The following is a 26250-nucleotide window of genomic DNA, read 5'->3' as shown; positions in this document are numbered from 1 at the left end:
CCTTTTTTATTTCTTCTCTACTTGAGAGTGAGATGCAACAAACATCGCATCACCGAAGCTAAAGAAACGATATTTTTCTTTCACCGCTTCATTGTACGCATGAAGAACATTTTCTCTTCCTGCAAATGCACTCACAAGCATAATTAATGTTGATTTTGGCAAATGGAAATTTGTAATTAAACCATCAATCGCTTTAAATTCATATCCTGGATACATAAAAATATCAGTCCAGCCAGAAGCAGCGCAAATCTTGCCATTATTGTCTGTTGCAATCGTTTCAAGTGTACGCGTTGATGTTGTTCCAACAGTAATAATACGACCACCTTCTTGCTTCACACGATTAAGAAGGTCTGCCGTTTCCGTTGACATATGGTAATATTCCGCATGCATATGGTGTTCTTCAATTGTATCTGCAGAAACCGGTCTAAATGTACCAAGACCAACATGAAGCGTAATAAACGCTAAATGGATGCCTTTCTTCTTCAGTTCTGCTAACAGTTCTTCTGTAAAATGAAGCCCTGCTGTTGGCGCTGCCGCTGAACCAACTTCACGCGCAAATACCGTCTGATAACGATCGCGGTCTTCAAGCGTTTCTTTAATATACGGAGGAAGTGGCATTTCTCCAAGCTCATCTAAAATCTCATAGAAAATGCCGTCATAAGAAAATTCTAAATGACGTCCGCCTTGATCACCAGTTCCGACACATGTTGCTTTTAGTTTTCCCTCACCAAAAGAAATTACCGTTCCTTCTTTCACACGTTTCGCCGGTTTAACAAGTGTCTCCCAAGTATCCCCATCTTCTTGCTTTAATAAAAGCACTTCAATATGAGCCCCTGTATCTTCTTTTACACCGTGCAAACGAGCGGGCATTACTTTCGTTTCATTTAAAACTAAGCAATCGCCCTCATGTAAATAAGAAAGAATATCAGTAAAATGCTTATGCTGAATCTTACCCGTTTCACGATCGAGCACCATTAATCTTGATGTTTCACGATCTTCAAGCGGTACTTGCGCAATGAGTTCTTCTGGTAAATGAAAATCAAACAGATTAATATCCATAACTTATGTTCACCTATTTCTATTTAAATCGATTTATAACGTACATAATAAAAGATAATACAATACTTATCACAATACACGTAATGATGGGAAAATAAAAGGTAACGTTTCCTTTTTTCACAAAAATATCGCCCGGAAGTCTACCTATACAGTGAAACTTCCCTCAGTGGTGGTTTTCTTCTTTCCCACTGAGGGTTAGTTGAACCAATCGGGCTTTTACGGGCAGTTATCCCCCACCTATCTTCTTCACTTCTCTCCAAATCTTGATGTGGGGGATTATTGCCCGTTAATGAGGGACAAACTTCCATGCTAATCCAACAACAATGAAAAGAATACCCGCTGTAATGAGCAGCCTCGGCATATCCGTCATGCTTGCGGCAGCTCCAATCCGAAATGTTCATATACGAGCGGTGTAACAATGCGACCCCTTGGCGTTCTTTGCAGGAAGCCAATTTGCAATAAATACGGCTCATACACATCTTCAATTGTGTGTGATTCTTCTCCTATTGTCGCGGAAACCGTCTCTAATCCAACTGGACCGCCGCGGAATTTTTCAATAATACCTAGTAACAACTTATGGTCAATATGATCGAGTCCGAGCTTATCTACTTGTAGTAGTTCGAGAGCCATTTGCGTAATCTCTATCGCAATTGTTCCATCGCCTCGAACTTGCGCAAAATCACGTACACGACGCAATAAACGATTCGCAATACGAGGCGTACCGCGGGCACGCCTTGCAATTTCTAAAGCAGCTAAGGAGTCAATTTCAACCTCAAACACTTCTGCAGTACGTTCTACAATAGCTGATAACTGGTCAACTGTGTAATATTCTAAACGAGACAATACACCGAAGCGATCTCGAAGTGGTGCAGATAACGCTCCCGCACGCGTTGTTGCCCCGATTAGCGTAAACGGAGGTAGATCAAGCCGAACTGAACGTGCTGACGGGCCCTTTCCGATAACTATATCAAGACAAAAATCTTCCATCGCCGGATATAATACTTCTTCAATTGAACGATGTAAACGGTGAATTTCATCAATGAATAAAACATCACCTGGCTGAAGCGCCGTTAAAACGGCTGCTAAATCACCTGGTCGTTCAATTGCTGGCCCTGACGTCGTACGAATATTTACGCCCATTTCATTCGCAATAATGTTTGCTAATGTCGTTTTCCCAAGTCCTGGTGGTCCGTATAATAATACGTGATCTAACGTTTCCTCACGCATTTTCGCCGCTTCAATAAATACTTCTAAATTATGCTTTGCTTTATCTTGGCCAATATATTGACGGAGCGTTTGTGGTCTTAACGAATATTCTAAATCCGCATCTTCATACGCGGATTCTCCTGAAACGAGACGTTCATCCATTCTACTCACCTCTTACCGTTTAGTAAAAGACTAAGTGCCTTTTTAATATATTGATCCGTCGTAAGCGATTCTTTTAAAAGTTCTGGCACGACGCGAGATACTTCTCGCTCTGCATATCCAAGTGCTCTAAGTGCTTCCAACGCTTCATCAAGCTCGGCAGATGTTCCTTTCTTCTCATCGAAGCGATCTGCACCTGAAAATAAGTCAACAAAAGCATCTGGCACAACATCTGCCAATTTCCCTTTTAAGTCCAAAATCATTTGACGTGCTGTTTTCTTTCCGACACCTGGGAACTTCACTAAGAATTTTTCATCCTCATGTTCAATCGCTTGTACAACCTGCCCCGTTTGACCTGAAGCTAAAATCGCAAGCGCTCCCTTTGGCCCAATCCCCGATACACCTAAAAGTTTTGTAAATAGTAAACGCTCTTCACGCGTTTTAAATCCGTAAAGGGCCATAATATCTTCTCTTACATAATGATATGTATATACACGAAGTTCTTGTTTACTTCTTTGGAATACATACGGATTTGGCGTGAAAATTTGATAACCAATTCCGTTATGATCAAGTACGATATACTCCGGTCCTACATATTCCACATAACCTGTAATATATTCAAACAAAATTGTATCTCTCCCTCTCAAATCATGTATTCCATTTTAACATAAATAATGATAGAAATGCGAGATTCACCCAACAAATGTTCTCTATCCTATTTTTCATTTTCATATTGACAGGATGCTCCCGAAAAATGATTTTAACAAAACAAAAATAGGAAACAAGCCGCAGCTATCGTACGCTACGGCTGTTTCCATTTCTCATAGAATATTGCTCCATATCTTTCATCACTTTCACAAACCGCTCTTTTGACTTTACCCGAATTCCTCGCTTCAGCTCTTCACGCTGATAACTTTCCATCTTTTTCATATCAATTTGAAAGAAAGAATGAATGGCATTGTCATCTTTTGGCACACCGTTAAAAATTTGGAGAATTCCCTCTTTCGAAACGCCGAAATACCCACTCGTTTTTAATAACGGTGAAATATCATCAATATGCTGTTGCAATACAATTTGCACATCATCTCGGTCAACGAGTTGCCAATCTTTATATTGCTCGAAAAGCTTTTCTAAATTCACAACTTCTTCTCTAAAAATTTCCTGACTCGCTTCCCCATCTAAATATATACGCTGCAACATGATTGTAATTTGAGGTTCCTGCTGGGCTTCATTACCCGAACTTTCTGCCGATACCGCGCTCGATTCATGATACAAACAAAACGCAGCTAGCACAATCTGCATGGCAACGATCATGAACTTCATATGCTGTCACCTCTTTTAGGGAAAATAAAAGTTTCTATTTACAGTTTGACCGAAAAAAGAAGTTTTATGCCCCTTAGAAGATTCGAAGTTAGATATCTCGAAAAGTAACATTAACTGACTATATAAATTAAAAAAACAACCTAAAAACCCCTTGCTTTTTAGGTGGGCGAGAGCATCTGGCTGGGCACAGTAGCGGTCAGGGCCTTTTTCTGCCACGTGCCAGGTTTAAAACAAAAGGAGAAAGTAAGTAGCGGGCATGTTTTATTCTGCATAGCAGCAATTTATATAAAAATAAAGAATTAGGTGTACAAGATTAAGAATACAAAAAAGCGAAATAAGCTCTTTAGCCTACTCCGCTACAATTTTCTATATAATAATAAGAAAGACGCCTGTCATGCAGGCGTCTTGATGCGTTTACGGCGAGAGACCAGGCGGCCACATCCGCGTGTTTAGCACTTAAGCATATCTCTCGTCTTACGTAAATTAGCTCATCGCTTTGTTAATATAACATTAACAGGATGAGAAAGCAAGAAGAAAATATATAAATTCAAATTTTAAAAACGACATAAAACCATTCTTTTTAAGTGGGCAAGAGCATCAGGCCATGCATAGAAGATATTCATTTATTAACAGAAAAAGCGATACACTATATAAGTAAAAAGAAGGGGAAATAACATCTCCCCTTCTTTCCATTATCGCACTACGTTAGTTACATTCGTACGAAGGTCTCGGAACATATTTGTTACATCACGATTTAAATCGTTTGTAATTGTTCCATTGCGTAGCTGTGTACTCATTGTATCAACGCGAGTAAACATATCTGCTTTCGCTGTTACATAGACATTACGATTGTTCACAAGAGGTGCAACAGCTTTGCGAATATCATTTTCTAGCGCTTTTTCGTCTGGGTTGTTGCGAGTTTTGACCGCAATGACAACATCGTTACCACGTACAACAGTAGAAACACGATCTACATTATCCATACCTTTTACTCGGTTGGTAACTGCTTCAGCTACTTTACCATCATTGTTCATATAGGTATTGTTCATCGTAACATTACGAGTTGGGTATGGATTCGTCATTTGTCCATGATAGTTTACATCACGATAATAATTGTATCCAACGTTATCGCGACGATTGTGAATGTCTTGATTAATTTTTGTATACTTTACATTCCCATACTGGTCAGTTCGCGTACCATTACGGTATGTGACATAATCTGTGTAACGATCTGTTTGCGCTACATTATCTCTATACGGATAAGCATTCTCATACGATGTGTGCTCATAATTATAAGTAGCATTACGGTCCATCGCGCTTTTATTTTTAGGTGTACCACATGCAGCTAACGCACTGGTAACTAACAAAGAAGCAGCAATAATTTTAATTTTTTTGTTCAATGCAAAAACCCCCTCTGTTAGAATGAACTTTTCATTCGAAAAGCTCCCTCTTATCATGAGTCACAAAGAGGGTTTTTACACTGTAAGTATTTTACTTAAATGTTCGGAGGTGCTGCTGCTAAATGATACTTAGGCTCTGAACAGACACGAAAACGCTCAATACTAGGACAATCTTTTTTCAGGAACTCCCTCCATTTTTAAACATTTGGCAATTGTGTTATATATTGTACCCATTTCATTTTCGTCTGCTTGATCTTCCAAAAGCCTGCGCTTGATGCTTTATGTATAATTTCATCCGATTCACCTAATACAATACCGCTCTCAACAATAAGGCCTTTTCCCATTGCTTGTACATGTAATCACCGCTGATTTCCTAAACAAATCCTCACATAAAAAGGGGCTGACCCAAAAGGCACATAAGTTCCTTTTGAAGTCAGCCTTTTTTCCGTTATCGACTGTTTTTTGCAATATATCGGCGCTTTTCACAATATATCGACCGCTCTTTAGAATATATCGGCGATTCGACACAAGATAAAGACACTTCGACAATGTTCAACATTCTAAATGCACGAAAAGGAGCTGACATTAGTCCTTTTTCGAGTCAGCTCCCTTTCTTACATTTTTTTAATTTTCCTCTTCTGGATAAGGAGTTCCAAATACAGAAGGAGGATTTTGTTGATAATACATTGTGCCCGGCTGCGGTGTATACGGAATATATGGGTTTTGCTGATGAAGCTCACGTGGAAAATAAGGCATACCCGGCTGCGGACTGTACAATTCCGGCTCGCCATCACAACCACAATCCTCTAGCATTGGCTCCATTGGCGGTACATTATTATCTATTGTGACAGGCGCAACATTCAGATTTGGCATAGAAGTGTATTGCATATCATATGGCGGTCTTCCTTGCATTGGCGGCATCCCCTGCATTGGCGGCATTCCTTGCATTGGCGGCATCCCTTGCATTGGTGGCATTCCTTGCATTGGCGGCATTCCTTGCATTGGTGGCATCCCTTGCATTGGTGGCATTCCTTGCATTGGTGGCATTCCTTGCATTGGCGGCATTCCTTGCATTGGCGGCATTCCATAGTATGGACTTTGCTGGTAAGGCATTTGATAATATGGTTCTGGCATAGACTGCGAATATGGTAATGGATGTGGGTACGGATTTGGTGCAATAGGTGGCATTTGATTATTTTCCATCATTGGCATCACATTTGGCATTTGATTACTTTCCATCATCGGCATCATGCTTGGCATTTGATTACTTTCCATCATTGGCATCACATTTGGCATTTGATTGCTTTCCATCATTGGCATCACATTCGGCATTTGATTGTTTTCCATCATTGGCATCACATTTGGCATTTGATTGCTTTCCATCATTGGCATCACATTTGGCATTTGATTACTTTCCATCATCGGCATCACATTTGGCATTTGATTACTTTCCATCATTGGCATTATATTTGGCATTTGATTGCCTTCCATCATCGGCATCACATTTGGCATTTGATTACTTTCCATCATTGGCATTATATTTGGCATTTGATTGCTTTCCATCATCGGCATCATGTCTGGCATTTGATTACTTTCCATCATCGGCATCATGCTTGGCATTTGATTGCTTTCCATCATTGGCATCATGCTTGGCATTTGATTATTTTCCATTATCGGCATTATATTTGGTATTTGACTATTTTCCATCATTGGCATTATATTTGGCGTTTGATTACTTTCCATCATCGACATTACATTCTCTATTTGACTGTTTTCCATGATTGGCACCGTAATATTAGGTGGGAGTACTTGCGGGATTTCTTTTGTGACATTTGGCATAACAACATTACTTACATTTTCTTTCTTCACTTCTGGAGCAACAATATTGCTTACATTCTCTTTCTTTACTTCTGAGGCTACAATTTTACTTACATTTTCTTTCTTTACTTCTGGAGCAACAATTTTACTTACATTTTCTTTCTTTACTTCTGGGGCAACAATTTTACTTACATTTTCTTTCTTCACTTCCGGGGCAACAATTTTACTTACATTTTCTTTCTTCACTTCGGGGGCAACGACATTACTTCCTTTCATTTTACTTACTTGCGGAGCAATTAAGTCGTTTCCTTTTTTAATAATATCTGCAATTTTATATCCTTTTGCGGGTTTAACCGGTGATTGCGGTGGCTGTGGCAAAATGTTTACGGAAAATTTTGTGCTCTCTTTTTGTTTCTCCGCTTTACTAACAGTCGGTTGCTTTTCAATAATAGGTTGTTTTTCCACTGGTTTCTCTTTTTGGATAGGCTGTTCTTTTTGCACTTCCTTTTGCGCTTTTACTTGCATTTCCTTCTGCACTTTTTGTACTGCTGGCTGTTCTGTAATTGGCCCAGCTTGCGGAGTCATTTCTTCCTCTTCTTCTATACCAAGCGTTTTCGGTGTTAATGGAAATTCCTTTTGCTGTACTTCTTTTACATATTCTTTTGGAGGGACTGAACCAGCACCTGGATTTTTTTTAATTGCAACACCGTTAGATGGTACTTTAATTTTCATGCCTGGCATAATTAAATCTGGATTGCTAAGCTGTGTATTCGCTTGTTTCAATACGTCAAAATCCACTCCGTACTTTTTCGCAATTTTCCAAAGGGTATCCCCTTTTTGCACGATATGAATTTTCAAATTTTCCCCCTCCTGTATAACTTATCTATAAATAAAAACGAGTATAAACACAATGATTGCTTCACCACAATGTATGCTCATAAAAGCAAAATTATGTACAAAAGAAAAAGCAACGGAAATCCGTTGCTTTTATACTCGCTCTAACATTCTGTTTAATGCAAGTACTGCTTCTTCCGTTACTTTTTTATCTACTTCAATTACATTTACATATTCGCCACGCATGATTGCTTCCAGTGCCCATAGTAAATGTGGTAAGTCGATACGATTCATCGTTAAGCATGGACACATAAATGGATTTAATGAAATAATTTCTTTATCCGGGTGCTGCTGAATAATACGATTAACTAAGTTCATTTCTGTACCGATTGCCCACTTGCTTCCAGACGGAGCTTTTTCAATCATATCAATAATATATTTTGTTGAGCCTGCATAATCAGAAGCTGCAACAACTTCATAACAACATTCCGGATGAACAATAATATTCATATCCGAATGATTTTCCCTTATACTTTCAATATTTTTCAAAGTAAAATTTTGATGAACGGAACAGTGTCCTTTCCATAAAATCACTTGAACATCTTCTATATTCCCGTCATATTCTAATGAATCTGTATGCGGATCCCAAACTGCCATGTTTTCTAACGGTACACCAAGGTCATATGCTGTATTACGTCCTAAATGCTGATCAGGTAAGAATAAAATTCGCTCTTTTTGTGTAAACGCCCATTTTACCATTTCTTTCGCATTCGAAGATGTAACTGTCGCACCGCCGTTTCGGCCACAAAATGCTTTAATCGCAGCTGTTGAATTTACATAGGTTAATGGAAGCATTGTCTCTCCAAATAATTGTTGTAATTCCTTCCAAGCTCGCTCTGTTTGTTCAATATCAGCCATATCAGCCATAGAACAGCCAGCTCGCATATCAGGAAGAATAACAATTTGTTCATCTGTTGTTAGCATATCAGCTGTTTCTGCCATAAAGTGAACACCACAAAATACAATATACTTTGCTTCTTTATTACGCGCCGCTACTTGGGCAAGCTGCAAAGAATCTCCTGCCCCGTCTGAAAACTGAACGACCTCATCTTTTTGGTAATGATGTCCTGGTATGAAAAGCTTTTCCCCCAACTTTTCTTTAATTTCACGCACACGCGCTTCCATCTCTTCGATTGACATTGTTCCGTAACGCTTTGGTAACATCGTTTCAATCGGTTGTACTGTTTCTAAAATATTCATCAGTGAAGTCCCCCTCTTCCCTCAATCACACTTCAATATTGAAACTAATATCTAACGCTTTAACAGAATGCGTTAACAACCCTAACGAAATGTAATCCACACCTGTTTGACCATACTTTGCTACATTTTCCATCGTAATCCCGCCCGAAGCTTCTGTAACAATTGCGCTTGGAACGAGCTTACAATATTCACGCACTTCTTCTGGCGTACGATTATCAAACATAATAATGTCTGCTCCTGCAGAAACCGCTTCTAATACTTGTTCTTCCGTCTCTGTTTCTACTTCTACTTTCACCATGTGTCCGAGCTGTTCTTTCACCGCTGTTACCGCTTTTGTAATCGACCCAGCAAATGTAATATGATTATCTTTAATCATGACACCATCATATAATCCGAAACGATGATTATAACCGCCGCCGCATACGACGGCATATTTATCAAACATACGAAGCCCTGGCATCGTTTTTCTCGTATCACAAATACGCGTATGATCGCTTCCGAGTGCAGTAACCGCTTTTCTTGTCATCGTCGCAGCGCCGCTCATACGCTGAATAACATTTAACACAACACGCTCAGCTGTTAATAAAGACGCAATCGGCCCCTGTACAGTAGCAAGGATTTCTCCAGTCGTTACTATGTCCCCGTCTTTTTTATGAAGTGTGACTTCAATTCGATGATCTAATAATGCAAAACCTTCCTTAATTACATCTGCTCCTGCAAACACACCTGTATCTTTGACAAGAAACGTTCCCTTTGCTTGCAGATCGTTTGGAAAAATAAGCTGCGATGTTACGTCTCGCTCTCCGATATCTTCTAGGAAAAATTGTTTCAATGCCTCTTTTACTTTTAACGCATTCATAGTACCCCTCTTTTCTTACGCGAATCGCAATACATTCTTTCTCATCACAATTTCATGTGTCTTATCACTACGATTTGGAAAGTCACTGCGATAATGACCGCCGATACTCTCTTTTCTTTGCAGTGCAGCTTTTGTTAGTAACTGACAAACCGTTAACATATTGATAATTTTTATTTCCTCATTTGTAAGATTTTCATATGGAAACAGTTTGTTATATGTTCCATACTGTTCTAACCATTGCTTCGCATACAATAAGCCTTCTTCTGTACGAACAATTCCAACGTAATTCATCATCATCTCTTGTATTTTTTCTTTTTTTGGTAATTGTATTTGTTGTAAATCACCTTTCACTATTTCATCGTTACCCACGATTCGCGGCCTACTATGTTCTAAAATGTGTTCTCCAACACGTTTTCCAAATACAAGACCTTCTAATAATGAATTACTCGCAAGGCGATTGGCACCATGTACACCATTACATGCCACTTCGCCAACTGCATATAAACGATTAATTGACGTTTCCCCGTCACAATTTGTTTTTACACCGCCCATATGAAAATGAGCACCTGGTACAACTGGAATAAAATTATCTTGAATAGCCACGCCATGTTTTTTACATAAAAAAGCGACCGTTGGAAACCGTTTTTCAAAATTTGCAATAGATGATATATCTAAGTGCACCGTTTCACCCGCTAACATTTGTTCATGAATGGCACGCGCAACTACATCACGCGGCGCAAGATCTTGTTGTTCATGAACATTCGTCATAAAACGCTCGCCTTTTCCATTTCGAAGAATAGCTCCTTCTCCGCGTACCGCTTCTGATACAAGGCCACAGCAAGCACCATTTACATGCAACATTGTTGGGTGGAACTGTACAAATTCTAAATCAACAAGCTCTCCGCCAGCCCGGTACACCATCGCTAAACCATCGCCTGTAACAGTACAATCATTAGAAGTAAATGCATACAATCCTCCAATACCGCCTGTTGCCAATACGACACTTTGTGCGTAATACTTTTGTATATTTCCTTCACGATCACGCGCTACAACACCGTGACAAGTTTGATTTTCTATTATAAAATCCAAGACCATTACGTGTTCAACAACTGTTACATATGGAAGTACTTGCTCTGCAAGATGTGCTAATAAATTTTTCCCGGTTGCATCCCCGCCCGCATGTAAAATACGGCGTTTTCGATGCGCACCTTCTTTTCCAAGATGCAGCCCTCGTTCATCACCATCAAAGTGCATCCCATTATCTAATAATGTTTGCATTTCTCGCGGTCCATGCTCTACTAGATAGTGAACCGCTTCCGGATTGTTATAATGGCAGCCTGCTGTAAGCGTATCTTCATAGTGATCGTCTGGATGATCAGTTGAAGCAACCGCAGCTGCAATCCCGCCTTGTGCTAAATTTGTATTGTTGTTTCTCCCTGTTTTCTTTGTGATAATCATCACATTCTTTTCGTGACAAATGGTTTGTGCAACGCGCAGCGCCGCAACCCCGCTTCCGATAATTAAGACATCTGCATTTGGCATTTTCATTGCCCCCTACTTTACACTTTTCAACTGTCTTGACACCTATATTTACATATATTTAAAATAATAACAAGAACTTTTTAGAAAACGACAAGAAAATCTTATACAGAAAGGGCTACACTCTATGATATATATGGACTATGCTGCAACAACACCTATGAGTAAAGAAGCGCTAGAGACATACACAAAAGCCGCTGAACATTATTTTGGAAACGAACAAAGCTTACACGATATTGGCGGAACTGCCTCCTCTTTATTACAATCTTGCCGTCAAACATTGGCGACGATGATCGGCGGGAAAGAACAAGGCGTTTTTTTTACGAGCGGCGGATCTGAATCGAACTATCTTGCCATTCAATCATTACTAAATACTCAGGGCGGCAAGCATATTATTACAACACCTATAGAACATGCATCAATCCGTAATTATTTTCGACTTCTTCAAAAGCAGGGATATGAAATTACTGAAATTCCGGTTGATTCCTTTGGCATGATTCAACTTGACGAACTCGAACGCGCGATTACAAAACAAACCGCACTTGCAAGCATTCAACATGGAAACTCTGAAATCGGCACGCTGCAACCAATTGCTGAAATTGGAGCTATTCTCAAAAAACATAACGTCTTATTTCATACAGATTGCGTACAAACATTTGGAAAAATATCAATTCATGTAGAAGAAATGAATATTGATAGCCTCTCTATTTCAGCACATAAAATTTATGGACCGAAAGGAGTCGGCGCATGTTATATCAACCCGCAAGTACGCTTTGGAGAAGTATTTCCAGGAACCTCTCATGAAAGAGGATTTCGCCCCGGCACCGTGAATGTCCCGGGCATCGCTTCGTTTATTACAGCGGCGCAGCTCATACTACAAAACAATCAAGAAAAAATGGGGCGTTTACAGGAGTACCGAACGTACTTTATCAAGCAATTACAAACTCTTTCACTCGAAATACAAATTGAAGGCCATTCTACTTCTTGTTTACCGCATATCATTGGGGTTACAATAAAAGGAATAGAAGGTCAGTATACAATGCTAGAGTGCAATCGTCGCGGCATTGCGATTTCAACAGGAAGCGCTTGTCAAATTGGAAAACAAGTGCCTTCTAAAACGATGCTTGCGATTGGCAAAGAATATGACGAGGCGAAGCAATATATCCGTTTTTCATTCGGACATCAAACAACAATAGAACACATTGATGCAACGATTCATGCAATTGCAGAAATTAGAAATCAATTCAATAGAGGGGTTAATAGAAAATGAATCAAAATGAACAAAAAAAGATTTTAGGTGAGGAAAGAAGACAGCTCATTTTAGAATGGCTCCTCGCTGCAAATAAACCATTGTCTGGCAGTGAATTAGCAAAGAAAACAAACGTAAGCCGCCAAGTTATTGTACAAGATATTTCTTTATTAAAAGCACGAAATGAACCTATTATTGCAACAGCGCAAGGATATTTATATTTGAAACCGACAGAAAAACAACACACCTTTGAGCGCATCATTGTTTGTCAGCATCAGCCAAATGAAGTTCGTAAAGAACTCACGCTGCTTGTAGATCATGGCGTTACAATTAAAGACGTAAAAGTGGAACATCCAGTATACGGAGATTTAACAGCTTCTATTATGGTAAGTAATCGCTTTGAAATTGAGCAGTATTTAAGCAAGATTGAAAAAACAAATGCAACTTACTTATCACAGCTTACAAATGGGATTCATTTGCATACAATTGAAGCAGATTCGCTCGAAAAGTTAAATGCTGCTTGTGAGGCATTGGACCGGGCTGGATTTCTTGTTCATTAAAAAACGCACAGAGAATTTTACTTTCTCTGTGCGTTTTTTATTTTCATCATGCTACAATAGAGAAAATAGTGGGAAGGGAGAAAATATATGGGAATCAAACTTATTCATTTTAGCATCGGGAAACCAAAAACAATGCAATATGCAGAAAATAAAGAAATGACAAGCGGCATATGTAAACAGCTTGTTAAGGATGCGTTTTTATCAACAGATGGATTTCAAGGAGACGGTGTTGCGGACCTACGCTTTCACGGCGGGCCTGATCGTGCCGTTTGTGTTTATCCTTATGAACATTATGATTTGTGGGAAACCGAGTTTCATACATCACTTCCTTCATCTGCATTTGGAGAGAATGTAACAGTTACAAATATGCTAGAGGAAGATGTTTGTATTGGTGACATTTATCAACTCGGAGAGGCAATTGTTCAAGTGACGCAAGGAAGAATTCCATGCAGTACCATTTCGAAACGACTGGGCATTCCTAGCATCTTACCTCGCATTGTTGAAACTGGCTACACAGGATACTTATGCCGCGTTCTACAAGAAGGAACGGTCCGTAAAGATTCACAAATTACATTGCTCGAGCGTCATCCGCTCCAAGTTTCCATTTTATTTGCGAATGATATCTATTTCCGAGGGCAAAAAGATGTAGAGGGAATGAAAAAAATTATTGCCGTTCCTGAACTCGCAGAAGATTGGCGAAAATCATTAATGACACGACTTGAAAAATTAACATAAAGAATCCCAATGCATACGCAATGGGATTCTTTTTCATACCCAATAAGAAGAATAGCTCCCAAGTAATGTAACCGAAAAACCGAGTGCTTCTAATTCCATTTTCACTCCTGGAAGCAGAACATCATCATACTCTTTCTCGACATCAATTAAGAAAAAATAATTACCAAGGCCTGTTTTCATTGGACGAGACTCAATTTTGGAAAGGTTTAATTTCCTCCATGCGAATGCGGATAATACTTGATATAATGCTCCTGCATAGTCTGAAGGTAACGTTACCATAAGCGTTGTTTTCTTCCCGCGTTGCTCTCCATTTCTCGGTAATTCCACTTGCCCCTGCTTATGCAATACGAGAAAACGTGTATGATTATTTTTATGCGTATGAATATTACGCCTAACAATCGATAATCCATACTTTTTTGCCGCAGACTCGTTAGCAATTGCCGCAATTTTTTCCTCTGGATGTTCCATCACAAACTGTGCCGCAGCACTCGTTGATGTCATATCCCGCACGGTCACACCTTTTAATTCTTGATTCAAAAACTTATGACACTGTGCAATCGCATGCGGATGAGAATGCACCGCATATACATCTTGCCAACCTTTTGCATGCTGCGGATGAACGAGGAAATGTTGCTGGACAGGTACTGTAATTTCCCCAACGATCGGCAGCGTTTGCTCATGCACAAGATAGTCAATCGTAATATTGACAGAGCCTTCAATCGCATTTTCAAGCGGGACAACTGCAAAATCAACAACCTCATTTGCTGCTGCATCTATACAATCTGGAATCGTTCGATATGGTACATGTTCAGCCTCAGGAAAGAAGCGACTCACCGCCATATTTGTAAATGTTGCTTCTGGTCCTAAATAGCCAACTCGAATCGTCATCTTTTCCCCTCTTTTTCGTTTTCTTACTGTTATATCATAAACATCTCTATTCTTCTACTTGTTTTTCGAAAATTACAACAAAAAAAGACTAGCAAGAGCTAGCCGATATGTTTCATGTATTCTTTTTGCGCAAAGAAGAAATAGCATATACATGCGATGAGATAAATAGCAATAACCTCTAAAACGAGCCAAGATGGTCTCATAAAAAAGGCCTTTTGGCACGTATGTAAAGCAACTGCACTATGTACGCTTCCAAATAAAACTGGGAAAAAGAATAGAATCCCTAATTGCCAACGTGAAATTTTATCTATTTCTTGTTTTGTCATTCCGATTTTCAAAAGAGTTCGATATTGCAGGCGGTCATATTCAATATTATGAAACCATTTAAAATAGACTGTGCTACAAGACGCTAGAAAAAAGAGGATACTAATGAACGAGCCGACAAATAATACTAGATTCCCTCCGTCTTTCGTTTCCTTATATATGTACATATTATTACGAATTACTGATTCTGCCCCTTTTAAAATGTGAGATTGTAATTCTTCACCTAATCTTTCTGTATTGTTCCAATCTCGTAAATCATATCCGTTATATACATATTTTTCGTGATTCGGAACTTGACGAGAAAGCTTCTGAAAATCTTGATTGTGCATAACGAGGAATCTTCCGCTCCGCTGACTTGTATCACTATTAAAGGCATTCCCTTCATATGCTCCGTTATATGTAAAACGATATGTTTCCCCTAGTACTTTAAAATGTATATATTTCTTAGGATACTTAGGAAGAAAATCATAATTACTATAATAAATAAATGTCACTGTTCCCTCTTTTGGATGAATTTGCTTCTTCGACTGCCTTTTTGCTTCTCTATTATATTCATCTTCTCCAATCACAGTTGCATAAGACTCTTTACCGGAATCCAATTGAAATGTTGCTGGGATTCCAATAAACGTTACGTAACGAAAATCATTGACACCATGCTTACGAAACAACTTTTCAACCGTCTCTTTTTCCATTACTTCTTTAGAACCGATCCCTTTTTCGACATATGAAAAAGCATGCGGCTGTTCATAGCGAAATAGTTCTCTCGTATTGGAAAAAAACAAATAAACAGAGCCTGTCGCCGTTACTACGATCGTTGTTAGCATAGATAAAATAAAGAAAAAGCGTCGATTATCTTTCACTGTATGCAACAACTGATTGACAACGAATAAATGCGGATAACGATACATGACACCCTTTCTATTTTTAATTCCTTGTAATACTTGAATCAGGCCATGTGTACAGACAAAATATGTACCAACTGTTGTTAAAATAGAAACAGGTATAAAATAAAGTGCAATGTTCATCATCGTCACTTTTGTTGTTAAACCATAACTGATACCTATACAGATAAAGCCGAACCAACAAAGCCAATTCCTACTTCTTGTTTCTTTTTTTCCTTCTTGCATTTCTTTTAATAGATGAATAACTTCTATTTTCCATATGCGCAGCGCACTAAAAATGGCCAAAAGAAGAAAGATAGCACCATATGTCATCATCGTTATCACAATCGCTTTTGAACTAAGCACAAACGGCAATTCAGTCGGCATATTAAGTAATAAACTAAAAATCATAGAAAATAGCTTTAAAAATAACGTCCCAATCCCAATGCCGAAAAAGCTCGCAAGGAAGCCTACCGCCATTTGCTCCATGATCATCATCCATATAAGATTTACTTTCGTAGCTCCCATTAATATAAATAGCCCAAATTCTTTCTTTCGAGATTGAATAAAGATTGAACTAGAATACAAAATAAATAAAATTGAAAAAGCAATTACAATTACATCGCATACAATCAGGCCTGCCTGTATCCCCTCATACAGATTATCCGTCCTCATATTAGGATGCATAATAATGGATGTATACATAAAAAAAGCAAAAACTGAGAAACAACTACTTAAGAAAAATATTTTGTAGTTGTGCCAATTCCCTCTAACATTTTGAAATGTAAGCCCGTAAAACTTCACCGCCCCACCTCCTCTAAAAACCGTTACATATGTAAAAAGCTAGGACTTCCTAGCTTTTTATGTGCTTTAAATATCCTCTTTGTGCAATTGCAAAATATAATGCTGATGCTAGTACGTATGCTGTAATAATAACCGCTCCTGACTTCCATAAATCTAAATACAGCATGTTTCCTAGTGTATATAATGCAAATCCACTATGCAAAATACCTATCAATATAGGAATGAAGAAAATTGCTCCCATTTGCCGAACTGCAATTTTACGAATTTCTTGATCGGTCATACCAATTCGTTTTAATGAATGAAACTGAATACGATCTTGTTCTTTATCATTAAACCACTTAAAGTATGTCATGCTGCAAGCAAAGAAGAAGAACAATATTGTTATGAAAAAGCCAATAAACATCGTAATCGCACCAGTTTCTTTTGCATTTTGATAAGCAAGAATCGAATTATCAAAATTCGCCTTTTTATCATCGGCGATATGCCCTTTCAATTCCGTCACGAGAGCCTCCGTATCTTGCCAGTTTTGAATGTAATAGCCGTAATACATTATCTTTTCAGCATCTGGAACAGCAGCTGCATACTTGGCGAAGTCTTGTTCATTTACAACAAATAAACTACCATTACCAGTATTAAATACCGCTTTTGTATACGGTTTATTTAACTTCAGCTCATACGGTTTATTTTGTATTTTAAATGTAAAAAGCTTCGTTGGATCAAATTTCATAAATTCATTCATCATATCCAACACAACCATTGTGCCAGTTCCCGGCTTATTATGAATTTCCGCTTCCTGTTGCTTTCGCGCTTCTGCATTAAATTCTTGCTCAGAGATAATTCTTAGATCAAATTCCCGGTCTTCATTCATCATTTTCATATGAAATGTTCCTGGTATTTCTGTTAAGGTTACTTTTCGTGCTTGTCCAAAATTATGTTTTTTAAGTAGTGATTGCATTGTCTCTTCTTTCACCACTTCATGAGAATTGACCCCTTTTTCCTGAATGGAAATAGCATGAGGAGAATGCTGCACTACTTTCGCACTCATATCCTCAAAGAAGACGTATAACGTCCCCATTGCCGAGGCAACAATTGCTGTGATGATTGAAACAACAAATAGAAAACGTGCGTTATCTTTCATCTTATAAACGAGATTACTAATAACAAACAAATTCGGCTGCTTATAAAAAAGCGACTTTCTTTTTTGCAATGCTTTTAATAGAACAACACTTCCTTGTGTGAATAAAAAATATGTTCCGACAATTGTTAAGCCAACAATTGGAAGGAAGTACACCGTAAGGTTCATGAATGTTACTTGAAAGCAAAGAACGTAGGCAACGATAATACTTAATAATCCAGCTATAAATAGCCATCTAAACGAAAACGGCTCAACTCTTTGTTTTCTTGCATCGCGAAGTAAATCAATAATTTGCAATCTCCATATCGTCCATAATCCAAATAATGATAAAACGAAAAAGAGAACGAAATATACACCGGCAGTAATTGCGATTGCTTTTCCATTCCAGACAAATGGCAATGCTTTTTCAATTCCAACTACAACACTTACTGCTTTAAAAAAGAGTGGTAAACCGAGCATACCGAGAGCAATTCCACCGACAATTGAAATGCAGCCAAGAATCATTTGCTCTCGTATGATCATTCTTCCTAACTGTCCTTTTGTCGCACCAATTAGAGTAAACAACCCTAGCTCTTTTTTACGAGCACGTAAAAAGATGGAGTTCGAGTATAAAATAAATAACGCAGAAAATAAAATAACAATATAATTACATGTCTCTAACCCTTTTTCAACACGCATTTTCTGACTAATGTTACCACCAACGACATCTGGATGATAAATAAACGAAGCATACATAAAGAACACAAAAATCGATAAACAGCTACTAATTAAAAACGCTTTATAATTACGCCAATTTCCTTTGACATTATTAAACGCGAGCTGGCGAAAGTTCATGGTATTCTCCCCCTAACATCGCAAGTACGTCTAATATTTCTTGGAAAAAGGCTTGCTTTGTCTCTCCTTTATGAATTTCTGAGAAAATTTCACCGTCACGAATAAATAAAATACGTTCACAATAGCTGGCCGCAACAGGATCATGCGTTACCATCGCAATCGTCACTTTCTTCTCTTCATGAAGTTCCTGCAGAGCACCCATCAATGATTTTGCTGATTTAGAGTCTAAGTTTCCCGTCGGTTCGTCAGCTAAAATTAAAGTTGGCTGATGAATGATAGCACGTGCTGCTGCCGCACGCTGCTGCTGACCACCCGATACTTCGTACACTTTTTTATGTAAAATTTCTTCTATGTTTAAAAACTTTGCAATTTCTAATACTTTCGCATCAATTTCTTTCACAGGACGATTTGCCATTACTAGTGGCAATATGATATTTTCCTTAATGGATAACGTATCAAGCAAGTTGAAATCTTGGAAAATAAATCCTAAATGTGTACGGCGAAACGCTGCAAGTTTAGCAGCACGCATTTGACTAATTTCTTCACCGTTCATATAAACGTGACCTGATGTCGGCTTATCAATGGTTGCTAATAAATTTAAAAGCGTTGTTTTTCCGCTTCCTGATGGTCCCATAATGCCGACAAATTCACCTTCTTCAATTTTAAAGTTAATATTATTTAGCGCTGTCGTTGTTACCGATCCTTTTGATTGATACACCTTTGTCAAACCTTTTACTTCAAGAACACTCATTTCGAATCCCCCTATATGTTTTCTTCTTACTCTTACTATAGAAAAAACGAGGGAAAGTAACGAGTGATTTCCCTTACAAAACGGTCTGTTATCTTACAATTTTGTCATTTTCCTCATCATTTGATGATATCCTTTATCTTTTGAGAATTGGAACGTAAACGTTGTTCCTTCTTTCTCTATTGATTGTACAGAAATACCATGACTAAGATGATCACAAATTTGCTTTGTAATATATAAACCCATCCCTGTCGCTTCTCTCGTTTTCCGTCCATTGATCCCCGTAAAAAACGGTTCAAAAATTCGTTTTATATCTTGCTTTAGAATGCCTATTCCGTTGTCACGGATATGTAATGTAAGCACACTTTCTGTTTCTTCGATTTGAAATGTAATCTCTTTTTTCTCTTTCTCTGTAATTCTTGTATACTTCAAGGCATTCATCACAATTTGATTAATGGCAATACTGAGCCATTTTTGATCCGAAGCTACCACGTACTGTTCTTTCTCAAACAAAACTTTCGGATATACAGCATATTGGATGAACGTTTTTTTATGTTGATTAATACTGTCACGCACAATATTCACGACATTGACTTCTTCTATTTTATAATCTTTCCCAAACTGTTCTAGGCGTGCCATATGAAGCGCTAAATCTAATCCATGTAAAATACGATTATTTTCTTCCCGAATACTTTCAATCGTATCTCTTGCTTCGCGGTGCGTTTGTCCAAGCTTTTGCAGCAATAGTTCAATGACAGATACAGGTGTTTTCATTTGGTGAATCCACTGATTCATAAAGATCGTTTGCTGTTCTCCTTTTGCCTGCCCTTCATGAATTTCATTCATATATTGTTGTCTTAAGAGCGAAAAAGCTTCTACAATTGCTTCTTGTTCGTATGTATAAGATGAACTGACAGATAAAGAATGATGCAACTCCTGTCCCTCTGCAATATAATGTTCTACCTTTTGTAAAAAGGCTCGTCTTTTCCGATAATCATGTATCAGAAAGAAAGCAAAAACGACGATTGATAATAAAAATCCATATAGCCATGTACTCCAATTTATAGATTGCTTCTGTAAAAAAGATTGCAGTTGCAAGACGAGACCAAATAGAAGGATACTCATCACGTAAGAAATAAGTAATGCGCTGCGGTCCATCACATATTTTTTAAGATTCATGTTTGTTCACCCAATTCGTTAAGAGCGCATATCCATAGCTCCGCTTCGTAACAATGGCATCCGTAATTCCTATCTCCTCTAACTTTTTACGGACACGCTTTACATTTACAGTTAATGTATTATCATCAACAAAAGCAACTTCATCCCATAATGCTTCTAGTAACTCTTCTCTCGTTACATATTGATCCGCTTGCTTCATTAAGCATTCTAATAAATAATACTCATTTTTGGTAAGTTCTACTTGCTTTCCTTGCCACTCTACTATGTGCTGCGCTTGATATAAAAGCAATCCATTCACGCCAAAATAATCATTTTCTGCTGATGATGCATATTCACCATACACACGGCGCAGTGCACTTTTTACTTTTGCCATAACAATATCTAAATGAAACGGCTTTGTAATATAATCGTCACCGCCATTTTCAATCGCCATTACTTGATCCATCTCTCCCGTACGTGCAGATACAAAAATAATCGGCGCGTTGGAAACGGTACGAATTTGACGGCACCAATAGAATCCATCAAAATACGGTAAATTAATATCAAGTAAAACTAAATGCGGGTTCACTTTTGCAAATTCATCTTTTATATACCGAAAATCTTGCACACGAAATGACTGATAACCATATTTATCGAGGTGCCCTTCTAAAATATCACCAATTTTCAAATCGTCTTCTATAATTAATATTTTATACATATCATTTCCACTCCCTTTTCAAAAGTACATCCAAGTACCTCACACCTCCCCTTTTTCCATTATAAGGGGAATTTTCCATTTGAGGAGATTTTTTTATATGCATATAAAAAAGACTGCCGAATTTCGGCAGTCCTTAATCGATAAATTCAAATTCATATTCAAGAATTTTTACAATATCGCCGTCTTTTGCACCGCGTTGACGCAGTTCTTCATCAATGCCCATACCGCGCATTTGACGAGCAAATCTGCGTACAGACTCATCACGAGAGAAGTCTGTCATCTTGAATGTTTTCTCAATATCATAACCAGAAATCACAAATGTACCGTCGCTTTCACGTGTAATTTCAAATTTAGAGCCTTCACCCTCAAATTTGTACATTACACTTGCATCAGATTCATCTACAACTTCGTGTATTGGGAATTCTGGTGTTGTTTCAATAAGATTTGCTACTTCAAATAGTAAATCGCGAACACCTTGACGCGTTACTGCAGAAATTGGGAAGATTTTCACTTCATCGCCCACTTTTTCTTTGAACGCTTGTAAGTTTTCTTCTGCATCTGGCATATCCATTTTGTTTGCAACCACAACTTGTGGACGCTCTGTTAGACGCAGATTGTATTCTTTTAATTCATTATTAATTGTTACGTAATCCTCATATGGATCGCGTCCTTCTAAACCAGACATATCAATCACATGAATGATAACACGTGTACGCTCAATATGGCGTAAGAATTGATGTCCAAGCCCAACACCTGCGTGCGCCCCTTCAATCAATCCTGGAAGGTCTGCCATAACAAAGCTGCGTCCATCACCTGTCTCAACTACTCCAAGGTTTGGAACAATTGTTGTGAAGTGATATTCAGCAATTTTTGGACGTGCTGATGATACAACAGATAATAATGTTGATTTACCGACACTTGGGAATCCAACAAGACCTACATCAGCTAACACTTTCAATTCTAGTACTACGTCACGTTCTTGACCTGGTTCGCCGTTCTCAGCAATTTCTGGAGCTGGATTCGTTGGCGTCGCAAAACGCGAGTTACCACGGCCACCACGGCCGCCTTTTGCGATAACTGCTGATTGCTCATGCGTTACTAAATCCGCAAGAATTTGACCAGTAGCTATATCTTTTACAACTGTTCCCGGCGGAACCTTTACAATTAAATCATCCGCTTTACGGCCGTGCTGGTTTTTACTCATTCCATGTTGACCGCGATCCGCTTTAAAATGACGCTGATAGCGGAAATCCATTAATGTACGTAATCCTTCGTCTACTACGAAAACAACATCGGCACCTTTACCACCGTCACCGCCTGCTGGGCCACCTTTTGGAACATATTTCTCACGACGATACGCAACCATTCCGTTACCACCATCGCCGCCTTTTACATATATCTTGACCTGATCTACAAACATTATCTCACCACACTTTTTTCTAGTAGTTGTAATATAACCGAGATTTCTTCATCTCGCACTGTATAAGAAATGGAGAACCATTTATTATGTTGATGAGCAAGCCAATCTTGTATTTCTTGTACATTTGTTAGCTTGCCACGAAAATCAAAAAAGAAACGAGCATCCCCACCGTCACATTCAACTGTGATACAAACATAATTTTCAACATAAACGTCTAAACTATGCTCAAGTATTTGGAAAAATTGAGCCGTCCATATAGATACTCTTTCATCTAGATGCGATAAGTTATGTATTTCTCCTAATACTTCGTACTCCAACAAGCACGGGTGCTGTTTCCAATTATATGTTAAAATCCATTCTGAAAACTTGGGCATAGACAGCCCCATCAGATTCGATTCTTGTCTCGCTTCTTGGACAAAACGGTCGATGAGTCCATGAATCTCTTCCACTCTTCCGAGCGAAAGATTTCCTTTAATCATCTGCATACGATTAAGCCAATCATGTCTTGAGTGACGCAACGCATCTATAATTGTCCATTTTTCTTTCATTCATATACCCCTTTAATATAGAAAAACTCTAACCTGCACTCAGGTTAGAGTTTTCCGTGAGTTTCTTATGCTTCTTGAGCAACAGGATATACGCTCACTTGTTTGCGGTCACGGCCAAGACGCTCAAAGCGTACTACGCCGTCAACTTTCGCGTATAATGTGTCATCGCCACCACGACCAACGTTAACACCTGGATAAATTTTTGTACCGCGTTGACGGTAAAGAATTGAACCACCTGAAACCATTTGACCATCTGCGCGTTTAGCACCAAGACGTTTTGACTGAGAGTCACGACCGTTCTTTGTACTACCTACACCTTTCTTAGATGCGAAAAACTGAAGATCTAATCTTAACATACGTTACACCTCCTGCACTTTTTCTATTAATCGGATATATTTTCCGTAATCAAGTTCGATCGTTTTTAGCGAAACAACCATGCCCTCTAACAGAAAACATGCTTTTTCTTTTGTAGGATCATCTAGATTACTAGGCAATTCATACGTCAAGAATCCACCATCTTTTCCAAGTTCAATGGTTGCTTGCACATTACAAAGTGATTCCACAGCATTTATAGATCCAAACACAACCGCTGTCGTTGCAGCACAGACAAGATCTTGTCCATGCGGAGCGAAGTTCGCATGTCCGGTCATTTTAAATGATTGGATACTTCCTAATTTCGTGCGGTTAATCGTAATTTTAATCATGACAACCCGAATTAAGCGTTGATTGCTTCAATCACTAATTTCGTGTATGGTTGACGGTGACCTTGTTTTTTACGATTGTTCTTTTTCGCTTTGTATTTGAAAACGATGATTTTCTTAGCGCGACCTTGTTTTTCAACTTTCGCAGTAACCGTTGCACCTTCTACAACTGGGCTACCAACTTTAACAGTTTCGCCACCAACGAAAAGAACTTTGTCAAAAGTAACAGTTTCACCAGCTTCTACGTCTAATTTCTCTACGTAGATTGCTTGACCAGCTTCAACTTTAATTTGTTTTCCACCTGTTTCGATAATTGCGTACATAATTGCACCTCCTCATAATTACTAAGACTCGCCAAAACGAGGTAGACATACAATGTCTTTTCGGAACCTGTCCTGCGCGGTTGTAGTATATAGCAGTTTAGGTGCTATAAACTATAACATAGAGATGTTATCACGAAACACAGCCTATTGTCAATGAATCTTATACTAACTATTTTTTCCGCGCGCGTATCTCTTCCTTCGTTCCAAAGCGTTGAATCGTGTAACGCGCTGCTTCATCATCAATAAAATAAATTTGAAAAGATATATTGCGCTGCAGTTCTTTCTCAAAAAAGATTTGCTGCACATTCGGATGAGCAGCGATTAGAACAGCTTCGTCATCTGTTCCATTATAAGCAATGAGCTCTCTCTCTAACTCATATGCTACCGTTTCATGCGATAACACATAACCGCTACCTTGACACATTCTGCAATCTGTCAACAGCATATCACGAAGCGATTGTTTTTTACGTTTTCTTGTTATTTCTAAAATACCGAGTTCTGTAAACCCTAATACTCTCGTATAAGCATGGTCTTTTTCTAAATGCGACTTTACAATTTCTCTTATTTTTTCTTTTTCCTCACGGCGCTTCATATTAATAAAATCAATTAAAATCATCCCGCCAATGTCACGAAGTCGCAACTGCCGTGCAATTTCTTTTGCCGCTATTTCATTTGTGCGCAGTACTGTATCTTGTAAATTTTGTTTCCCGGTAAATTTACCAGTGTTTACATCGATTACCGTCATTGTTTCCATTTGTTCAATGAGTAAATTTGCTCCATTTGGAAGCCACACTACTTTTTTCAATGCCTTTTCAATTTCACGATCAATTCCATAGCGAGCAAATAACGGCGTCTTTTCATGAAAAAAAGCAACTTTTTCTGCACCTATTTTTTCTTCTAATTCTTGTATCATACTGCGCTGATCTACAATCACTTGCGAAATCGTATCTACTGGTATTTCTTGAAAGATTCGATCTAAAAAACTAGATGGAGAATACACGAGAAGCGGTGCCTTTCCTCGTTGCTCTTGTTTTTTCACAAGTTCAAATTGAGATTGAAGGCGTTGCATCTCCGCTTGTACTTCTTGTATTTCTACTTTTTCACACGCAGAACGGAAAATAAATCCTCCTGTTTTTTCTAGCGTAAGAAGTTGTTCTCTCTTTTTCTCATCTTTTATTTTCCGGGAAACGGCAAAAACCGTGTCATAGGGCATATATACAACATATTTCCCGGTGAATTCTATGTTTGCTGTTACTTTTGGCCCTTTCGTATCAATTGCTTCTTTCACAACTTGTACGAGAAGCGATTGCCCTTCATGTACTCGCATAGATGATGGCACGTTTTCATATGACAAATAAGCATGCTTCTCTAGGCCAATATTGACAAAAGCAGCGTTCATCCCTGCGATTGTTCGCATGACGCGACCAATGTATATATTTCCAACAATTTGTTCTTGTTCATTTCGTTGCCATAAGAGTTCTACAACCTCGTTCTCTTCTTCAACAGCAACTCGCTTTTCCGAACCGGTGTAATTTATGTATAACGTCTTCAAAGTCTATTCCTCTCTTTTATCCTTTTTTGTAACTACTCAGCCGTACATTTCATTTAGAAATTTGGTAAGAGGTATGATTCCAGTGAAAATACGCTCCTTATTACCTATAGAAAGTTATTTTCATTTTTCAGCATATAGATTGCTGCCACGAAGATAAGAATGGACCCACCCCTTGCTGCCTTTCTTTGTTTTAAAAGTGGCAGGAAAAGGCCCTG

Annotated in this window: 24 protein-coding genes, 1 pseudogene and 1 other annotated feature; of the genes and pseudogenes, 3 read left to right on the top strand and 22 right to left on the bottom strand. The window is 38.4% G+C overall.

Going from position 1 to position 26250, the window contains the following annotated elements; all coding sequences use genetic code 11:
• Positions 1–6: 6 nt before the first annotated feature.
• The 10 genes and pseudogenes from queA to nadB all read right to left on the bottom strand — a co-directional run bounded on the left by queA (position 7) and on the right by nadB (position 11460).
• A complete protein-coding gene (gene queA, locus Q9306_RS02750) occupies positions 7–1059 on the bottom strand; it encodes a tRNA preQ1(34) S-adenosylmethionine ribosyltransferase-isomerase QueA (RefSeq protein WP_306195029.1) in 1053 nt (350 codons plus the stop codon).
• Positions 1060–1078: 19 nt separating this feature from the next.
• Positions 1079–1207, bottom strand: a pseudogene (locus Q9306_RS02745) (DUF2905 domain-containing protein); the annotation flags it as partial.
• Between the two features lie 218 nt (positions 1208–1425).
• Positions 1426–2427, bottom strand: coding sequence for a Holliday junction branch migration DNA helicase RuvB (gene ruvB / locus Q9306_RS02735; RefSeq protein WP_306195027.1), 1002 nt, complete (start codon positions 2425–2427; stop codon positions 1426–1428).
• A 5-nt stretch (positions 2428–2432) separates the two neighbouring features.
• On the bottom strand, positions 2433–3050 hold the full coding sequence (gene ruvA / locus Q9306_RS02730; RefSeq protein WP_306195024.1) for a Holliday junction DNA helicase RuvA: 618 nt from the start codon (positions 3048–3050) through the stop codon (positions 2433–2435).
• A 166-nt stretch (positions 3051–3216) separates the two neighbouring features.
• Positions 3217–3747 (bottom strand): BofC C-terminal domain-containing protein, encoded by a 531-nt coding sequence (locus Q9306_RS02725; RefSeq protein ID WP_306195022.1) that lies wholly within the window; start codon positions 3745–3747, stop codon positions 3217–3219.
• Positions 3748–4439: 692 nt separating this feature from the next.
• Positions 4440–5147, bottom strand: a complete 708-nt coding sequence (locus Q9306_RS02720; RefSeq protein ID WP_306195020.1) for a YhcN/YlaJ family sporulation lipoprotein — start codon at positions 5145–5147, stop codon at positions 4440–4442.
• Between the two features lie 624 nt (positions 5148–5771).
• Complete coding sequence (gene safA / locus Q9306_RS02715; RefSeq protein ID WP_306195018.1) at positions 5772–7823, bottom strand: SafA/ExsA family spore coat assembly protein; 2052 nt, start codon at positions 7821–7823, stop codon at positions 5772–5774.
• A gap of 129 nt (positions 7824–7952) precedes the next feature.
• On the bottom strand, positions 7953–9059 hold the full coding sequence (gene nadA, locus Q9306_RS02710) for a quinolinate synthase NadA (RefSeq protein ID WP_306195017.1): 1107 nt from the start codon (positions 9057–9059) through the stop codon (positions 7953–7955).
• A gap of 25 nt (positions 9060–9084) precedes the next feature.
• Positions 9085–9918 (bottom strand): carboxylating nicotinate-nucleotide diphosphorylase, encoded by an 834-nt coding sequence (nadC, locus tag Q9306_RS02705; RefSeq protein ID WP_306195015.1) that lies wholly within the window; start codon positions 9916–9918, stop codon positions 9085–9087.
• A 15-nt stretch (positions 9919–9933) separates the two neighbouring features.
• Positions 9934–11460 (bottom strand): L-aspartate oxidase, encoded by a 1527-nt coding sequence (nadB, locus tag Q9306_RS02700; RefSeq protein ID WP_306195012.1) that lies wholly within the window; start codon positions 11458–11460, stop codon positions 9934–9936.
• 124 nt (positions 11461–11584) lie between these two features.
• Between nadB and Q9306_RS02695 the strand changes: the two genes are divergently transcribed.
• The 3 genes from Q9306_RS02695 to Q9306_RS02685 all read left to right on the top strand — a co-directional run bounded on the left by Q9306_RS02695 (position 11585) and on the right by Q9306_RS02685 (position 14001).
• Entirely contained in the window at positions 11585–12727 is a 1143-nt protein-coding gene (locus Q9306_RS02695) for an IscS subfamily cysteine desulfurase (RefSeq protein ID WP_306195010.1), read from the top strand.
• Positions 12724–13266, top strand: a complete 543-nt coding sequence (locus Q9306_RS02690; protein ID WP_306195008.1) for a transcription repressor NadR — start codon at positions 12724–12726, stop codon at positions 13264–13266. Before Q9306_RS02695 ends, Q9306_RS02690 begins: the two co-directional genes overlap by 4 nt.
• Before the next feature lie 87 nt (positions 13267–13353).
• Positions 13354–14001 carry an MOSC domain-containing protein gene (locus Q9306_RS02685; protein ID WP_306195006.1) on the top strand — a complete coding sequence of 216 codons (648 nt, stop codon included), beginning with the start codon at positions 13354–13356 and terminating at the stop codon, positions 13999–14001.
• Positions 14002–14034: 33 nt separating this feature from the next.
• Here the strand turns inward: Q9306_RS02685 and pheA are convergent, their stop codons facing one another.
• The 12 genes from pheA to Q9306_RS02625 all read right to left on the bottom strand — a co-directional run bounded on the left by pheA (position 14035) and on the right by Q9306_RS02625 (position 26035).
• The gene (pheA, locus tag Q9306_RS02680) at positions 14035–14889 is read right to left on the bottom strand and encodes a prephenate dehydratase (RefSeq protein ID WP_306195004.1); all 855 of its coding nucleotides are present in this window, start codon (positions 14887–14889) and stop codon (positions 14035–14037) included.
• Between the two features lie 98 nt (positions 14890–14987).
• Entirely contained in the window at positions 14988–16898 is a 1911-nt protein-coding gene (locus Q9306_RS02675) for an ABC transporter permease (RefSeq protein WP_306195002.1), read from the bottom strand.
• A 49-nt stretch (positions 16899–16947) separates the two neighbouring features.
• Positions 16948–18867 carry an ABC transporter permease gene (locus Q9306_RS02670; protein ID WP_306195000.1) on the bottom strand — a complete coding sequence of 640 codons (1920 nt, stop codon included), beginning with the start codon at positions 18865–18867 and terminating at the stop codon, positions 16948–16950.
• Positions 18842–19618: an ABC transporter ATP-binding protein gene (locus Q9306_RS02665; protein ID WP_020059952.1), complete on the bottom strand. Its 777-nt coding sequence runs from the start codon at positions 19616–19618 to the stop codon at positions 18842–18844. The genes Q9306_RS02670 and Q9306_RS02665 overlap by 26 nt, the downstream gene beginning before the upstream one ends.
• A gap of 93 nt (positions 19619–19711) precedes the next feature.
• On the bottom strand, positions 19712–20794 hold the full coding sequence (locus Q9306_RS02660; RefSeq protein WP_306194996.1) for a sensor histidine kinase: 1083 nt from the start codon (positions 20792–20794) through the stop codon (positions 19712–19714).
• Positions 20784–21491, bottom strand: coding sequence for a response regulator transcription factor (locus tag Q9306_RS02655; protein WP_306194994.1), 708 nt, complete (start codon positions 21489–21491; stop codon positions 20784–20786). Before Q9306_RS02655 ends, Q9306_RS02660 begins: the two co-directional genes overlap by 11 nt.
• Before the next feature lie 133 nt (positions 21492–21624).
• Positions 21625–22911: a GTPase ObgE gene (obgE, locus tag Q9306_RS02650; protein WP_306194992.1), complete on the bottom strand. Its 1287-nt coding sequence runs from the start codon at positions 22909–22911 to the stop codon at positions 21625–21627.
• Complete coding sequence (locus Q9306_RS02645; RefSeq protein WP_306194990.1) at positions 22911–23459, bottom strand: sporulation initiation phosphotransferase B; 549 nt, start codon at positions 23457–23459, stop codon at positions 22911–22913. The genes obgE and Q9306_RS02645 overlap by 1 nt, the downstream gene beginning before the upstream one ends.
• A 65-nt stretch (positions 23460–23524) precedes the next feature.
• Entirely contained in the window at positions 23525–23815 is a 291-nt protein-coding gene (gene rpmA / locus Q9306_RS02640) for a 50S ribosomal protein L27 (protein WP_017150650.1), read from the bottom strand.
• A 3-nt stretch (positions 23816–23818) separates the two neighbouring features.
• Positions 23819–24163, bottom strand: a complete 345-nt coding sequence (locus Q9306_RS02635) for a ribosomal-processing cysteine protease Prp (RefSeq protein ID WP_306194985.1) — start codon at positions 24161–24163, stop codon at positions 23819–23821.
• Between the two features lie 11 nt (positions 24164–24174).
• On the bottom strand, positions 24175–24483 hold the full coding sequence (gene rplU / locus Q9306_RS02630; RefSeq protein WP_020059958.1) for a 50S ribosomal protein L21: 309 nt from the start codon (positions 24481–24483) through the stop codon (positions 24175–24177).
• A 14-nt stretch (positions 24484–24497) separates the two neighbouring features.
• Positions 24498–24575 (bottom strand) — a sequence feature (ribosomal protein L21 leader region).
• 77 nt (positions 24576–24652) lie between these two features.
• A complete protein-coding gene (locus tag Q9306_RS02625; RefSeq protein WP_306194983.1) occupies positions 24653–26035 on the bottom strand; it encodes an Rne/Rng family ribonuclease in 1383 nt (460 codons plus the stop codon).
• Positions 26036–26250 lie beyond the last annotated feature (215 nt).

Source organism: Bacillus multifaciens (assembly GCF_030756675.1).
Lineage (GTDB): Bacteria > Bacillota > Bacilli > Bacillales > Bacillaceae_G > Bacillus_A > Bacillus_A multifaciens.
This window is presented reverse-complemented; position numbering and strand designations above follow the sequence as displayed.